The sequence below is a fragment of the Pseudomonas sp. LBUM920 genome, from assembly GCF_003852315.1.
Taxonomy (GTDB): Bacteria; Pseudomonadota; Gammaproteobacteria; order Pseudomonadales; family Pseudomonadaceae; genus Aquipseudomonas.
In genome coordinates, this window is record NZ_CP027762.1 from 6345170 (window position 1) to 6359704 (window position 14535).

Here is a 14535-nt window from a genome sequence, read left to right on the forward strand (position 1 = left end):
CGGAGCCCTGAATGACCCTCGAACGCGAAGCCGCTGCCAATACTGCCAAGGTCCTGTCCGAAGCGTTGCCTTACATTCGACGCTACGTCGGCAAGACGCTGGTGATCAAGTACGGCGGCAATGCCATGGAAAGCGACGAGCTGAAAACCGGCTTTGCCCGCGACATCGTGTTGATGAAAGCTGTCGGGATCAACCCGGTGGTGGTGCACGGTGGCGGCCCGCAAATCGGCGACCTGCTCAAGCGCTTGTCGATCGAGAGTCACTTCATTGATGGCATGCGCGTCACAGACGCGCAGACCATGGACGTGGTGGAGATGGTCCTTGGTGGCCAAGTCAACAAAGACATCGTCAACCTGATCAACCGACATGGTGGCAGCGCCATCGGCCTGACCGGCAAGGACGCGGAGCTGATCCGCGCGAAAAAACTGACAGTTACCCGTCAGACGCCAGAGATGACCCAGCCGGAAATCATCGACATCGGCCAGGTCGGTGAAGTGATCGGCATCAACACCGACCTGCTGAACCTGCTGGTCAAGGGTGACTTCATTCCGGTGATCGCGCCTATCGGCGTGGGCGCCAACGGTGAGTCCTACAACATCAACGCCGACCTGGTAGCCGGTAAAGTGGCCGAAGCGCTGAAGGCTGAAAAGCTGATGCTGCTGACCAACATTGCCGGCCTGATGGACAAGGAAGGCAAGGTGCTGACGGGTTTGACCACCCAGCAGGTGGACGAGCTGATCGCCGACGGCACCATCTACGGCGGCATGCTGCCGAAGATCCGTTGCGCGCTGGAAGCCGTACAAGGCGGCGTGGGTAGCTCGCTGATTCTGGATGGCCGCGTGCCTAATGCAATTCTGCTGGAAATCTTCACCGATACCGGTGTGGGCACGCTGATCAGTAATCGCAAGCGTCCTTAAGCTTCAGAAAACAAAAGGCCCCGCTCAATCACATTGAGCGGGGCCTTTTTTATGAGGTCTTCAAGGTGGAATGCAATCCAATGTGGGAGCGGGCTTGCTCGCGAATGCGGAGCGTCAGTCAATACATCTGCTGAATGACCGACTGCATTCGCGAGCAAGCCCGCTCCCACAAGGGGTTTGCGACGCCTTTGGATCGCCTCAGACGCCGAACTGCTCGCGGTACGCACGCACCGCCGGCAAGTGCTGCTTGAGCTGCGGATCGTCTTCCAGGAACTGCAACACCTGGTTCAGCGACACAATGCTCACCACCGGAATGCCGAAATCACGTTCCACTTCCTGAATTGCCGACAACTCACCGTTGCCGCGCTCCTGACGATTCAGCGCGATCAGCACGCCGGCGGCCTTGGCGCCATCTTGGGATGCGATGATCTGCATCACCTCACGGATGGCGGTACCGGCGGTGATCACGTCATCGATGATCAGCACGTCGCCCTTGAGCGGAGCCCCAACCAGGCTACCGCCTTCGCCATGTGCCTTGGCCTCTTTGCGGTTGAAGCACCACGGCAGATCCAGCCCGTGATGTTCAGCCAACGCCACGGCAGTCGCGGCCGCCAGCGGGATGCCCTTGTAGGCTGGGCCAAACAAAACGTCGAAGGAAATGCCGCTTTCAACGATGGCTGCCGCGTAAAAACGACCCAGCTGAGCCAGGGCCGAACCCGAGTTGAACAGGCCTGCATTGAAGAAGTACGGGCTGGTGCGCCCGGACTTCAAAGTGAACTCACCGAAGCGCAAAACGCCGCGATCGATGGCAAAACGAATGAAATCGCGTTGATACGCCTGCATGAAAAAAGCCTCAGATACCACGGATTTAGCTAATTAGGTAGACGGCGTGTATCATACACGCACGCGATTTTTGGGGCCATTTATGCGGATCATCAGTGTGAACGTCAATGGTATTCAGGCTGCAGTCGAGCGTGGTTTGCTCAGTTGGCTGCAAGCACAGAATGCCGACGTCATCTGCCTGCAGGACACCCGCGCCTCCGCCTTTGAACTGGACGACCCAGCCTTCCAACTGGATGGCTACTTCCTTTATGCCTGCGATGCCGAAGTGCCCACCCAAGGTGGCGTGGCTTTGTACTCGCGGTTGCAACCCAAGGCGGTCATCAGCGGCCTCGGCTTCGAGACAGCCGACCGCTACGGGCGCTACCTGCAGGCCGATTTCGACAAGGTCAGCATCGCGACCTTGCTGCTCCCTTCGGGGCAGAACGGCGATGAAGACTTGAACCAGAAGTTCAAGCTAATGGACGATTTCGCCCGTTATCTGGATAAACAGCGACGCAAACGTCGCGAGTACATTTACTGTGGCTCGCTGTACGTGGCGCAACAGAAGCTGGATATCAAGAACTGGCGCGACAGCCAACAATCCCCGGGCTTCCTGGCGCCGGAACGTGCCTGGATGGACGAGATTGTCGGCAACATGGGCTATGTTGACGCCCTGCGCGAAGTCAGCCGCGAAGGCGACCAGTACAGCTGGTGGCCGGATAACGAACAGGCCGAGATGCTTAACCTGGGCTGGCGTTTCGACTACCAGCTGCTGACCCCGGGGCTTCGCCGCTTTGTTCGCAGCGCACGCCTGCCGCGTCAGCCACGCTTCTCGCAGCACGCGCCGCTGATCGTGGACTACGACTGGACATTGACCATCTAAGGTCTTTTTCCAGGCACAAAAAAAACCGACATCGCTGTCGGTTTTTTTGTGGGCGCTCATTATTTGACCAATCGCCAGGTAAAGGGATAGCGATAGGCAATCCCCTTGCTGGCTTTGATTGCGCCGATGATCGTCAGCACCACCGTGGCGATCGCCAGGGCAGTCATCAGGAAAAAACCAATCACCGCAAACGCCAGCACGATGCAAACCAGCCAGGCAATGGCCACGGTGATCTGGAAGTTCAAGGCCTCCTTGCCCTGATCATCAATGAACGGGTCCACTTCCTTCTTCATCTGCCACAGGATCAGCGGCCCGACGACACTGCCGAAGGGAAACACAAACCCCAGGAACGCCGAGAGGTGACACAACATTGCTCCCTGACGCACTTCGTAAGGAGGCGTGGGTACAGGCAGTTGGTGGTCACTCATGGCGTTGCTCCTTGCGGCCGTTTCAGTCAGCCAGTGCGGCGTTCTGCAGTTCGAAGATTTCGGTCATGCCTTTCTGGGCCAGGGCCAGCATGGCGTTCAGGTCGGCCGGCTGGAATGGCGCGCCTTCGGCGGTGCCCTGCACTTCGATGAAACCACCGCTGCTGGTCATTACCACGTTCAGGTCAGTCTCGGCAGCCGAGTCTTCCAGATAGTCGAGATCCAGCACTGGCTCGCCCTGGTACATGCCCACCGATACGGCAGCGATCATCTGCTTGAGCGGGTCGCCGGCTTTCAGGCCGCCACGCTTCTTGATCACTTTCAGCGCATCAACCAAGGCCACCATGGCGCCGGTGATGGAGGCAGTGCGGGTGCCGCCGTCGGCCTGGATCACGTCGCAATCGACGTACAGGGTCACGTCGCCCAGCTTGGACATGTCCAGGGCTGCGCGCAGCGAACGGCCGATCAGGCGCTGGATTTCGAGGGTGCGGCCGCCTTGCTTGCCACGGCTGGCTTCACGCTGGTTACGCTCGCCGGTGGCGCGCGGCAGCATGCCGTACTCGGCGGTCAACCAACCCTGGCCCTGGCCCTTGAGGAAGCGCGGCACGCCGTTTTCGACGCTGACGGTGCAGATCACCTTGGTATCGCCAAACTCGACCAGTACAGATCCCTCGGCGTGTTTGGTGTAGTTGCGGGTGATGCGGATCGAGCGGAGCTGATCGGCAGCGCGACCACTTGGACGTTTCATAGGGGATACCTGTACGGAGGACGAAAAACTGCCGAGCATTATAGAGCCGCCAGCCGATTCGGGGCACTTCTAAAAAATTCGGTTACGAATGGCTGGCCTGGCGCCCATTGTTTGGGCGCGTTCGCCTCACTGCGCTACAATCCTGCGCCTTCGCAGCCTGTCGGCTTCAATTTACCCATCAGCCCGTATTTGCGGGACTGCATCGCGAGGTACCTCCATGGTGCACAGCATGACCGCCTTCGCCCGCGTCGAAAAAGCCGGTGCCCAAGGCACCCTGAGCTGGGAACTGCGCTCGGTCAACAGCCGTTACCTGGAGCCGCACCTGCGCCTGCCGGAATCGTTTCGCGACCTCGAAGGCGCGGTCCGTGAAGCGCTGCGCCAGGGGATCTCCCGCGGCAAGCTGGAATGCACCCTGCGCTTTACCGAGGAAACCACCGGCAAGCCGTTGCAGGTGGATCGCGAGCGCGCCGCGCAACTGGTCGCTGCCGCTGAAACCATCGCCGGCCTGATCAAGCAACCCGCCGCGCTGAACCCGCTGGAAGTGCTGGCCTGGCCCGGCGTACTGGTGGCCGACGCAACCGACCCGCAGGCCCTCAATGCCGAAGCCCTCGCCCTGTTCAATCAGGGTTTGAAGGAGCTCAAAGCCGGCCGCGAGCGTGAGGGCGCCGAACTGGCGCGCCTGATCAGCGAGCGCCTGAGCGCGATCGAGGAAGACGTGGTCACCCTGCGCGAGTTGGTGCCGCAGATGCTCGCCACCCAGCGCCAGAAGGTTCTGGACCGTTTCACCGACATGAAGGCCGACCTCGACCCGACGCGCCTGGAACAGGAAATGGTGCTGCTGGCGCAGAAAAGTGACGTGGCCGAAGAGCTCGACCGCCTGAGCACCCACATCCTCGAGGTGCGCCGCGTGCTCAAGTCTGCCGGTGCCGCTGGTCGGCGCCTGGACTTCCTGATGCAGGAACTCAACCGCGAAGCCAATACACTGGGCTCCAAAGCGTTTGATCCGCGCAGCACCCAAGCTGCGGTCAACCTCAAAGTGTTGATCGAGCAGATGCGCGAACAAGTACAGAATATTGAGTAAGGCAACTTCCATGACCCACAGCACCGGCACCCTTTACATCATTTCCGCCCCTTCGGGCGCGGGCAAGAGCAGCCTGGTCAAGGCCTTGACCGACGCTGACGAGCAGATCCGCATCTCGGTCTCGCACACCACCCGCGCCATGCGTCCGGGTGAAGTGAACGGCGTGCACTACCACTTCGTCGAGCGCACCGAGTTCGTCAAGATGATCGAGCACGGCGACTTCCTGGAGCGTGCCGAAGTGTTCGGCAACCTCTACGGCACCTCGCAAAGCCACCTGCAGCAGACCCTGGACGAAGGCCACGACCTGATCCTGGAAATCGACTGGCAGGGTGCCGAGCAAGTGCGCCAACTGATGCCGAAGGCGCGTTCGATCTTTATCCTGCCGCCGTCGCTCGAAGCCTTGCACCAGCGCCTGACCAACCGTGGCCAGGACAGTGACGAGATCATCGAAGGCCGCATGCGTGAAGCCGTCAGCGAAATGAGCCACTACGTCGACTACGACTACCTGATCATCAATGACGATTTCGCCAGCGCCCTGGACGATTTGAAGGCGATTTTCCGCGCCAATCAGCTCCAGCAAAAACGCCAACAGCAGCGTTTCGGCAAATTACTCGCCGAACTGCTTGGCTGATTGGCTCTTCCCAAAACCGCTGCAAGGGCTTTACATTGGCACTTGTAGCCGTTTTGCGAGGCCGCGGGAAAAATCAGCGCTTCCCTAAACGCTGGTGATTTTTTAAACTGTTCAGTCCGCTCGCCCAACCGGGCAGCGCGCATCTTGCATTCGCTCCGAGGAATACCATGGCCCGCGTAACCGTTGAAGACTGCCTAGAACACGTGGATAACCGCTTTGAGCTGGTCATGCTCTCTACCAAGCGTGCCCGTCAACTGGCCACTGGCGGCAAAGAGCCCCTGGTCCAGTGGGAAAACGACAAGCCTACCGTTGTAGCCCTGCGTGAAATCGCTGAAGGCCTGATGAGCTACGAGTTCATCGCCAACGCCGAAATCGTTGAAGACGAACCGCTGTTTGCAGCGTTCGAGGACGAGTCCAACGAGGCCGTCTAAGCCTATGCCTGGTCGACGTAGCACGGCGCGGGGTCACAGCCAACGGCAGGAGTTAATACTTTGCCGAGCATAGACGCCCTCGCCGATCGCTTATCGACCTACCTCGGCCCAGACCAGGTCAACCTGGTCCGCCGAGCGTATTTCTACGCCGAACAAGCCCACGACGGCCAACGCCGCCGCAGTGGTGAGGCGTATGTCACGCATCCTCTTGCCGTGGCCAATATTCTTGCCGACATGCACATGGACCATCAGAGCCTGATGGCTGCGATGCTGCATGACGTGATCGAAGACACCGGCATCGCCAAGGAAGCGCTCAGTGCGCAATTTGGCGAGACCGTGGCCGAACTGGTCGATGGGGTCAGCAAACTGACCCAGATGAACTTCGAAACCAAGGCCGAAGCCCAGGCGGAAAACTTCCAGAAGATGGCCATGGCCATGGCCCGAGACATTCGGGTAATCCTGGTGAAGCTGGCCGACCGGCTGCACAACATGCGCACGCTGGAAGTGCTGTCCGGCGAAAAACGCCGGCGCATCGCCAAGGAAACCCTGGAAATCTATGCGCCCATCGCCAACCGGCTGGGCATGCATGCCATTCGTATCGAATTCGAAGACCTCGGCTTCAAGGCCATGCACCCGATGCGTTCCGCGCGCATTTATCAGGCCGTCAAGCGCGCCCGGGGCAACCGCAAGGAAATCGTCAACAAGATCGAAGAGTCGCTGAGCCATTGCCTGGCGATCGACGAAATTGAAGGCGAAGTCAGCGGCCGGCAGAAACACATCTACGGCATCTACAAAAAAATGCGCGGCAAGCGTCGGGCCTTCAACGAGATCATGGACGTGTACGCGTTCCGGATCATCGTCGACAAGGTCGATACCTGCTACCGCGTGCTGGGTGCTGTACATAATTTGTACAAACCCCTGCCAGGCCGCTTCAAGGATTACATCGCGATTCCCAAGGCCAACGGCTATCAGTCGCTGCACACCACATTGTTTGGTATGCACGGGGTGCCGATCGAGATCCAGATCCGTACCCGTGAAATGGAAGAGATGGCCAACAACGGCATCGCCGCGCATTGGCTGTACAAGTCCAGCGGCGACGAACAGCCTAAAGGCACGCATGCCCGCGCCCGCCAGTGGGTCAAAGGCGTGCTGGAAATGCAGCAACGGGCCGGCAATTCCCTGGAATTTATCGAAAGTGTGAAGATCGACCTGTTCCCGGACGAGGTCTACGTCTTCACGCCCAAAGGCCGGATCATGGAGCTGCCCAAAGGCTCCACAGCGGTCGACTTTGCCTACGCGGTACACACCGACGTGGGCAACAGCTGTATTGCCTGCCGGATCAATCGACGCCTCGCGCCGCTGTCCGAGCCGCTGCAAAGCGGCTCCACGGTCGAGATCGTCAGCGCACCCGGCGCGCGCCCGAACCCGGCCTGGCTCAACTTCGTGGTCACCGGTAAAGCGCGCACACACATTCGCCACGCGCTCAAATTGCAACGCCGCTCCGAATCCATCAGCCTCGGCGAACGCCTGCTGAACAAGGTGCTCAATGGTTTCGACAGCGCCCTGGAGAAGATCCCGGCCGAGCGCGTGCAAGCGATGCTCCACGAGTATCGTCAGGAAACCATCGAAGACCTGCTGGAAGACATCGGCCTGGGCAACCGCATGGCGTATGTGGTCGCCCGTCGCCTGCTCGGCGAAGGCGAACAGCTGCCAAGCCCCGAAGGCCCGCTGGCGATTCGCGGCACGGAAGGCCTGGTGCTCAGCTACGCCAAATGTTGCACGCCGATCCCGGGCGACCCGATTGTCGGCCACTTGTCGGCTGGTAAAGGCATGGTCGTGCACTTGGACAACTGCCGCAACATCACTGAAATCCGTCACAACCCCGAGAAATGCATCCAGCTCTCGTGGGCCAAGGACGTCACCGGCGAATTCAACGTCGAGTTGCGCGTTGAGCTGGAGCACCAGCGCGGCCTGATCGCCCTGCTGGCCAGCAGCGTCAACGCGGCCGACGGCAATATCGAGAAAATCAGCATGGATGAGCGCGATGGCCGCATCAGCGTGGTCCAGCTGGTGGTCAGCGTGCACGACCGCGTGCACCTGGCCCGCGTGATCAAGAAACTGCGCGCCCTGACCGGGGTGATTCGCATCACCCGCATGCGCGCATAGCCGATCTCTTACAAGGAGTCACTCATGACCAAGACTGTTATCACCAGCGACAAAGCCCCTGCCGCCATCGGCACTTACTCCCAGGCGATCAAGGCGGGCAACACCGTCTACATGTCCGGCCAGATTCCACTGGACCCAAAGACCATGGAGCTGGTTGAAGGCTTTGAAGCACAAACCGTCCAGGTCTTCGAAAACCTCAAGTCGGTGGCCGAAGCCGCTGGCGGTTCGTTCAAAGACATCGTCAAGCTGAACATCTTCCTCACTGACCTGAGCCACTTCGCCAAGGTCAACGAGATCATGGGCAAGTACTTCGAACAGCCGTACCCGGCCCGCGCCGCTATCGGCGTTGCCGCCCTGCCAAAGGGCGCACAGGTCGAGATGGACGCGATTCTGGTCATCGAGTAAAACACCCGGCGCAGCCTCCACAGGCTGCGCCGACTTCGTTTCAGAAGGATTTCGTGATGCGCAAAGCGCTTGTAGCCTCTTCGTTGCTCGCCTTGTTGCTCGGCGGCTGCGCCAGCAACCCCGCCGACCTGGATGTGAGCGGCACCTGGATCAACCAGGCCGCCATCAACGCGGCAGCCAAGGGCGGCCCTTTGCGTGAAGCGCTGCAAACCTATGGTCCGAACCTCGAATGGGAGGTCAACACCAAGGCTTCGCAGGCGCGTTACTACAACGGTTTTGAAGTCGCCGAAGGTAAGCTGCTCAGTGAGAAACCCGGCGCCTGGAGCGTCGATTTCTACGGCAGCTCCGCCACCGAACTCAAGCGCAAAGGCAAACAACTGCTGCAAGTGGCCAACGACAACGAGCCTGAGCAGCTGTTCGCCCGTGCCAACGACCCAGCTCCCGAAGGCGCGCCACTGGGCGCCAACTTCGAGCGCGCCCTGTATGCCGCCTATATGGGTGGCGACTGGAAGATCACCGACGGGAACGGCGACGGCGCCACGGTGCAGTTCCAGGCCGACGGCAAAGTCGCCGGTTTGCCCGGTGTCGATCGGTACTCGCTGTGCCTGGCGGGTGACTGCGCCTCAATGAGCGGCGGCTACGACAGTATCTGGCTGCAACTCAACGGCCAGGGCAACCCGTGGATCTTCGCGCGCAAAGGCAAGCAGCTGGAAATCTTCCAGGCCGTGAACACTGCGCAGGCGGATGAAGTGCCTTCGTTTACGCCGGGGCCACGGCAGTGGTTGTTGGAAAAACAGTGATACAGAACAAAGAAGCCTACCGGCTCCTTTTTCTTTAGTCTGCGCCATGGTTTTTTCACCAGCAGACGGACCACTCCATGCACACGCTACTCCTCATCAGCTTGATCCTGCTGGGCGGCTGCACACACCTGCAGCAGCAAACCGCGGACATCAGCGGGCTATGGATCAACCAGGCCGCTATCGATACCGCCGCCCAGGGGCGGCCGCTGCTTAAAGCCCTGGACGCCAACGGCATGAACCTGGAATGGAACATCGACACCCGTACCGGCAAAGCGCAATTCAGCACTGCGTTCGAGGAGGGTGAAGGCCAACTGCTGCAGAAGGCGCCTGGCATTTGGTCGGTGGATTACAACGGCCATGGCAGCGACGAATTGCAATTGAACGGCGAGCAACTGGTCCAACAGACCGGCAAGATTTACGCAGGGCAAACGTTTAGCCGCCCCATTCAACCCGCTGCCGCAGGTGCCAAGTGGGGCACGGCGTTCAGGCAAGCCCTGAACTCAGCCTACATGGGCGGTCAGTGGAAAATAATTGAAGGCCAAGGCACAGGCAACCTTGTGAAGTTCAGCGCCGATGGCAGCCTGTCCGGCCTGGGCAACAATGACCGCTATGAACTGTGCCTGGGAGGCGATTGCGCCACTCAAGGTGCCGGCAATGACGTCGTCTATCTGGGCAAAGGAGCGGTCGGCGATGGCTGGATTTTCGTGCGCTACGGCAAACAGTTGGAAATTCTGCAGGCGATCAACCTTTCCCAGCCAGATGAAATCCCCCAGCTCAGCCCTGGGCCACGCCAATGGCTGCTGGAAAAGCAGTAACAAAAAAGGAGCCTCACGGCTCCTTCTTCACATCTAGCACTTACCTTCAAGGATCGCCGCGTACCCTTCGCGATAAGTCGGGTAGGTCGGCACCCAGCCCAACGCCTTGGCTCGGGCATTGCTGCATTGCTTGCTGCCAGCGCGGCGCACACTGGCGTCGTCAGCCCATTCGGTCACGCCCAGGTAGTCGCGCAACCAACCCACCACTTCTGCCAAGGGCGCGGGCGCATCGTCAACGCCGATGTAAATGCTGTCCAGCGAACCGCCCTGCTCCACATGCCGCAGCAGGAAGGCCAGCAATCCGGCAGCGTCATCCGCGTGAATCCGGTTGCCATATAAAGGGGGATCAACCGCCACGCGATAGCCTTGGCGCACTTGGGTCAGCAGCCATTCACGGCCGGGCCCATAGATACCGGTCAACCGCACGATGCTCGCCGGAATACCGCTATTGAGCGCCACTTGCTCAGCTTCCAGCATTACCTGGCCGGAATACCCTTTCGCTTGAGTGTCGGACGTTTCGTCGACCCACTCACCTTTCTGCTGGCCGTACACACTGCTGCTCGACACAAACAGCAAATGCTTGGGCTCCTGGCCGTAGTCGTTCAGCCACTCCAACACATGCTGCAGCCCTTGCACGTACGCCGCACGATAGCCGGCCTCATCGTGGTCGGTCGCCGCGGAGCAATACACCAGATAATCCACTGCGCCGATCGGCCAAGTGTCAGGGCAATCCTTTTTGAACAGGTCACCTGCGATGCCGATGACACCCTCTGGCAGGCGTGAAATATCACGTCGCAGGCCATGAACCTCCCATTCCGAGGCCAGCAATTGGCTAGCCAGCCGACTACCCACATCGCCGCAACCGGCAATCACAACAGAAGGCGCAGACATCACAAAACTCCATTCTTAAAGGCGCAGATTAGCCGCCGAAGATGACCAGCGGCCAGCAAAACGACAAATTAAGTAACTGTATTACTTTTGTTAACAAGAATTACTTGCAATAATAACCGCCCATTTGTCCTCGACCCATCAGGGTCTGGCAGGACGATCACTCATTTTTTTCTCTTAGGTCCGGCCAGCATGACACGTAATACAAACCCCGCTTCGCCAACCAAGCCTCTCAGCCCATCTCGCGCCTGGCGTGCGATTGCTGCGCTGCTGTTCAGCGTTCTGCTGGCACCGACCGCCGCTTTCGCTGACGCGACCGCCCCAGCCACTCCGGCCGCGGCCCAACAGAACGCAGCCACGCCGCCAGCCCCTGCCGCAGCACCTGTGGCCACCGACCCGGCCCAGGCTGCAGCCCCTGCGCCTGCCGACGACTCCGGTGTTGTCCTGGAAGAAGACAACAGCCTGGGCATGGCCCATGACCTGTCCCCGTGGGGCATGTACCAGAACGCTGACGTGGTGGTAAAAGCCGTCATGATCGGCCTGGCCATCGCCTCGATCATTACCTGGACCATCTGGATCGCCAAGGGCTTCGAGCTGCTGGGCGCCAAGCGTCGCCTGCGCACTGAAATCGTCCACCTGAAAAAAGCCACCACCCTCAAGGAAGCCAGCGACACCGCTACCAAGAAGGGCACCCTGGCCAACCTGCTGGTCCACGACGCGCTCGAAGAAATGCGCTTGTCGGTCAACACCCGCGAAAAAGAAGGCATCAAGGAACGCGTCAGCTTCCGCCTCGAGCGCCTGGTGGCGGCCTGCGGTCGTAACATGAGCAGCGGCACCGGCGTGCTCGCCACTATCGGTTCCACCGCGCCGTTCGTGGGTCTGTTCGGTACCGTGTGGGGCATCATGAACAGCTTCATCGGCATCGCCAAAACCCAAACCACCAACCTCGCCGTCGTTGCCCCAGGCATCGCCGAAGCCCTTCTGGCAACCGCACTGGGCCTGGTTGCCGCGATTCCTGCGGTGGTGATCTACAACGTCTTCGCCCGTTCCATTGCCGGCTACAAGGCTCAGGTATCGGACGCATCGGCAGAAGTCCTGCTGCTGGTCAGCCGCGACCTCGATCACGCCCCTACCGAGCGCAGCTCGCAACCGCACATGGTGAAAGTGGGGTAATCGGCCATGGGCCTGCATTTGAATCAAGGCGACGATGAACTCGTCGAGAACCACGAAATCAACGTCACCCCGTTTATTGACGTGATGCTGGTGCTGCTGATCATCTTCATGGTGGCGGCACCGTTGGCCACCGTGGACATCAAGGTCGATCTGCCGGCCTCCAGCGCCAAGCCTGCGCCGCGTCCAGAGAAGCCGATCTTCCTCAGCGTCAAGGCGGACCAACGCCTGTTCCTGGGCGAAGAAGAAGTCAAAGCTGAAACCCTGGGCCCGGTGCTCGACGCCAAGACCCAAGGCAAGAAAGACACGACGATCTTCTTCCAGGCCGACAAAGGCGTGGACTACGGCGACCTGATGAGCGTGATGGATGCCCTGCGGGCAGCCGGCTACCTCAAGGTAGGCCTGGTCGGACTTGAGACGGCAGCCAAGAAATGATCACGACGCGCCACAAACTGACGCGTTATGGCACCAGCCTCGCCGTCGTGCTGGGCGTGCATGCCGTCGCGATCATCATCGCGCTTCAATGGTCCGCGCCGCATCCGGTGACGCTGCCACCGGCCGCCATGGTCATCGACCTGGCGCCGATGCCGGCACCACCGCCTCCCGCGCCGCCCAAGGTGGTCACGCCGCCACAGCCGCCGGCGCCGGTGGAAGAGCTGCCTTTGCCGAAACTGGCCGAGGCGCCCAAGCCAACGATCCAGGTGCCCAAGCCGGTCAAGCCCAAGCCCAAACCCCAGCCGCCCAAGCCAGTGGAGAAAAAGCCCGAGCCGCCCAAGGAGAAACCTTCCGAAGAGCCGCCGAGCGAAACCCCACCGACGAATACGCCGGCGGAAAAATCCGCTCAACCCGTGCCCGGCCCGTCGCCAGCCCAGGTAGCAGCGAAAGCGTCCTGGGAAGGCACCCTGCTGGCGCACTTGCAGAAGTACAAGAAGTACCCGCCAGGCGCTCAACAGCGTGGCAAAGAGGGGCTTAACCGCCTGCGCTTCGTGGTCGATGCCGAAGGCAATGTGCTGTCCTACGAGTTGGTGGGCCGCTCCGGCAACGCCGACCTGGACCGCGCGACCCTGGACATGATTCGTCGTGCCCAGCCATTGCCCAAGCCGCCGGCCGACATGTTGAAAGGCGGCAGCGTCGAGATCGTCGCGCCGTTTGTTTACAACATCGAGAAGCGTCGCCGCTAAGGATTGCCAAGCAGGCCAATGCGGGAGCGAGCTTGCTCGCGAAAGCGCAGTGTCAGTCGATACATTCTTCACTGACACCGCGCATTCGCGAGCCAGTGCGCTCCCACATTTTGTTTGTTGAAGCTAAAAATCCATTTTTCAGTTAAATCCGAGCCACTCCCCGCTCAATCCCCAGCAAAGTTCTGATAACGTGCGTCTATCGATTGCAGCCGGTATGCTTGGCTCGCAACCTCATGGACGCCCGCTATGACTCTTACAGAATTACGCTACATCGTGACCCTCGCCCAAGAGCAGCACTTCGGCCACGCGGCCGAGCGTTGCCATGTCAGCCAGCCGACGCTGTCGGTGGGCGTGAAAAAGCTTGAAGACGAACTCGGTGTGCTGATTTTCGAGCGCAGCAAGAGCGCCGTGCGCCTCACGCCAGTGGGCGAAGGCATTGTCGCCCAGGCCCAAAAGGTGCTGGAACAAGCCCAAAGCATTCGCGAGCTGGCCCAGGCCGGCAAGAACCAGCTGACTGCACCGCTCAAAGTCGGCGCCATCTACACCGTTGGCCCGTACCTGTTCCCGCATTTGATTCCGCAACTGCACCGCGTCGCGCCGCAGATGCCGCTGTATATCGAAGAAAACTTCACCCACGTGCTGCGCGACAAACTGCGCAACGGTGAACTGGACGCGATCATCATCGCCCTGCCGTTCAACGAAGCGGACGTGTTGACCTTGCCGCTCTACGACGAGCCGTTCTACGTGTTGATGCCGGCCTCCCACCCGTGGACGCAAAAAGACACCATCGACGCCGGCCTGCTCAACGACAAGAGCCTGTTGCTGCTCGGCGAAGGCCACTGCTTCCGCGACCAGGTACTCGAAGCCTGCCCGACCCTGACCAAGGGCAACGACGGCGCCAAGCACACCACCGTGGAATCCAGCTCGCTGGAAACCATCCGCCATATGGTCGCGTCCGGCCTGGGTATTTCGATCTTGCCGCTGTCGGCAGTGGACAGTCATCACTACGCCCCCGGCGTAATCGAAGTGCGCCCGCTCACGCCGCCGGTGCCATTCCGGACCGTGGCGATCGCCTGGCGCGCCAGCTTCCCACGCCCGAAAGCCATTGAGATCCTCGCCGACTCGATCCGTTTGTGCTCGGTGGCCAAGCCGCCTGCTGCGAGCTAAGCAAG

General features: G+C 60.4%; 17 protein-coding genes. 13 read left to right on the forward strand and 4 right to left on the reverse strand.

Annotation, left to right across the window (positions count from 1 at the left end; genetic code table 11):
* Positions 1–11 precede the first annotated feature (11 nt).
* Positions 12–917: an acetylglutamate kinase gene (gene argB, locus C4J83_RS29590; protein WP_015886532.1), complete on the forward strand. Its 906-nt coding sequence runs from the start codon at positions 12–14 to the stop codon at positions 915–917.
* A 198-nt stretch (positions 918–1115) separates the two neighbouring features.
* Here argB and pyrE read toward each other — a convergent pair whose 3' ends face one another.
* Positions 1116–1760 (reverse strand): orotate phosphoribosyltransferase, encoded by a 645-nt coding sequence (gene pyrE, locus C4J83_RS29595; RefSeq protein ID WP_106575858.1) that lies wholly within the window; start codon positions 1758–1760, stop codon positions 1116–1118.
* A gap of 82 nt (positions 1761–1842) precedes the next feature.
* On the opposite strand from pyrE, the gene crc reads away from it, so the two are divergent.
* Positions 1843–2622, forward strand: coding sequence for a catabolite repression control protein Crc (gene crc, locus C4J83_RS29600; RefSeq protein WP_003195493.1), 780 nt, complete (start codon positions 1843–1845; stop codon positions 2620–2622).
* Positions 2623–2681: 59 nt separating this feature from the next.
* Here the strand turns inward: crc and C4J83_RS29605 are convergent, their stop codons facing one another.
* Both C4J83_RS29605 and rph read right to left on the reverse strand, forming a co-directional pair.
* Complete coding sequence (locus C4J83_RS29605) at positions 2682–3050, reverse strand: DUF4870 domain-containing protein (protein WP_124418755.1); 369 nt, start codon at positions 3048–3050, stop codon at positions 2682–2684.
* A 22-nt stretch (positions 3051–3072) separates the two neighbouring features.
* Positions 3073–3795, reverse strand: a complete 723-nt coding sequence (rph, locus tag C4J83_RS29610) for a ribonuclease PH (protein ID WP_106575860.1) — start codon at positions 3793–3795, stop codon at positions 3073–3075.
* Between the two features lie 217 nt (positions 3796–4012).
* On the opposite strand from rph, the gene C4J83_RS29615 reads away from it, so the two are divergent.
* From C4J83_RS29615 to C4J83_RS29645, 7 genes are all read left to right on the forward strand, one after another.
* The gene (locus C4J83_RS29615) at positions 4013–4876 is read left to right on the forward strand and encodes a YicC/YloC family endoribonuclease (RefSeq protein WP_124418756.1); all 864 of its coding nucleotides are present in this window, start codon (positions 4013–4015) and stop codon (positions 4874–4876) included.
* A 10-nt stretch (positions 4877–4886) separates the two neighbouring features.
* Positions 4887–5507, forward strand: coding sequence for a guanylate kinase (gene gmk / locus C4J83_RS29620; RefSeq protein ID WP_106575862.1), 621 nt, complete (start codon positions 4887–4889; stop codon positions 5505–5507).
* 167 nt (positions 5508–5674) lie between these two features.
* Positions 5675–5938, forward strand: coding sequence for a DNA-directed RNA polymerase subunit omega (gene rpoZ / locus C4J83_RS29625; RefSeq protein WP_003176920.1), 264 nt, complete (start codon positions 5675–5677; stop codon positions 5936–5938).
* Between the two features lie 60 nt (positions 5939–5998).
* Positions 5999–8104: a bifunctional GTP diphosphokinase/guanosine-3',5'-bis pyrophosphate 3'-pyrophosphohydrolase gene (gene spoT, locus C4J83_RS29630; RefSeq protein WP_083356111.1), complete on the forward strand. Its 2106-nt coding sequence runs from the start codon at positions 5999–6001 to the stop codon at positions 8102–8104.
* A gap of 24 nt (positions 8105–8128) precedes the next feature.
* Positions 8129–8509, forward strand: coding sequence for a RidA family protein (locus C4J83_RS29635; RefSeq protein WP_003176922.1), 381 nt, complete (start codon positions 8129–8131; stop codon positions 8507–8509).
* A gap of 56 nt (positions 8510–8565) precedes the next feature.
* The gene (locus C4J83_RS29640) at positions 8566–9309 is read left to right on the forward strand and encodes a hypothetical protein (protein WP_124418757.1); all 744 of its coding nucleotides are present in this window, start codon (positions 8566–8568) and stop codon (positions 9307–9309) included.
* Positions 9310–9386: 77 nt separating this feature from the next.
* Positions 9387–10124, forward strand: a complete 738-nt coding sequence (locus C4J83_RS29645; protein ID WP_124418758.1) for a hypothetical protein — start codon at positions 9387–9389, stop codon at positions 10122–10124.
* A 33-nt stretch (positions 10125–10157) separates the two neighbouring features.
* Here C4J83_RS29645 and C4J83_RS29650 read toward each other — a convergent pair whose 3' ends face one another.
* The gene (locus tag C4J83_RS29650; protein ID WP_124418759.1) at positions 10158–11015 is read right to left on the reverse strand and encodes an SDR family oxidoreductase; all 858 of its coding nucleotides are present in this window, start codon (positions 11013–11015) and stop codon (positions 10158–10160) included.
* A gap of 189 nt (positions 11016–11204) precedes the next feature.
* Between C4J83_RS29650 and exbB the strand changes: the two genes are divergently transcribed.
* The 4 genes from exbB (at position 11205) to C4J83_RS29670 (ending at position 14530) form a co-directional block, all read left to right on the forward strand.
* Positions 11205–12185, forward strand: coding sequence for a tonB-system energizer ExbB (gene exbB / locus C4J83_RS29655; protein ID WP_119737214.1), 981 nt, complete (start codon positions 11205–11207; stop codon positions 12183–12185).
* A 6-nt stretch (positions 12186–12191) separates the two neighbouring features.
* Positions 12192–12617 (forward strand): TonB system transport protein ExbD, encoded by a 426-nt coding sequence (exbD, locus tag C4J83_RS29660; RefSeq protein WP_003195519.1) that lies wholly within the window; start codon positions 12192–12194, stop codon positions 12615–12617.
* Positions 12614–13363 carry an energy transducer TonB family protein gene (locus C4J83_RS29665; RefSeq protein ID WP_119737212.1) on the forward strand — a complete coding sequence of 250 codons (750 nt, stop codon included), beginning with the start codon at positions 12614–12616 and terminating at the stop codon, positions 13361–13363. The genes exbD and C4J83_RS29665 overlap by 4 nt, the downstream gene beginning before the upstream one ends.
* Positions 13364–13609: 246 nt before the next feature.
* The gene (locus C4J83_RS29670; protein ID WP_015886540.1) at positions 13610–14530 is read left to right on the forward strand and encodes a hydrogen peroxide-inducible genes activator; all 921 of its coding nucleotides are present in this window, start codon (positions 13610–13612) and stop codon (positions 14528–14530) included.
* The last annotated feature ends 5 nt before the right edge of the window (positions 14531–14535 follow it).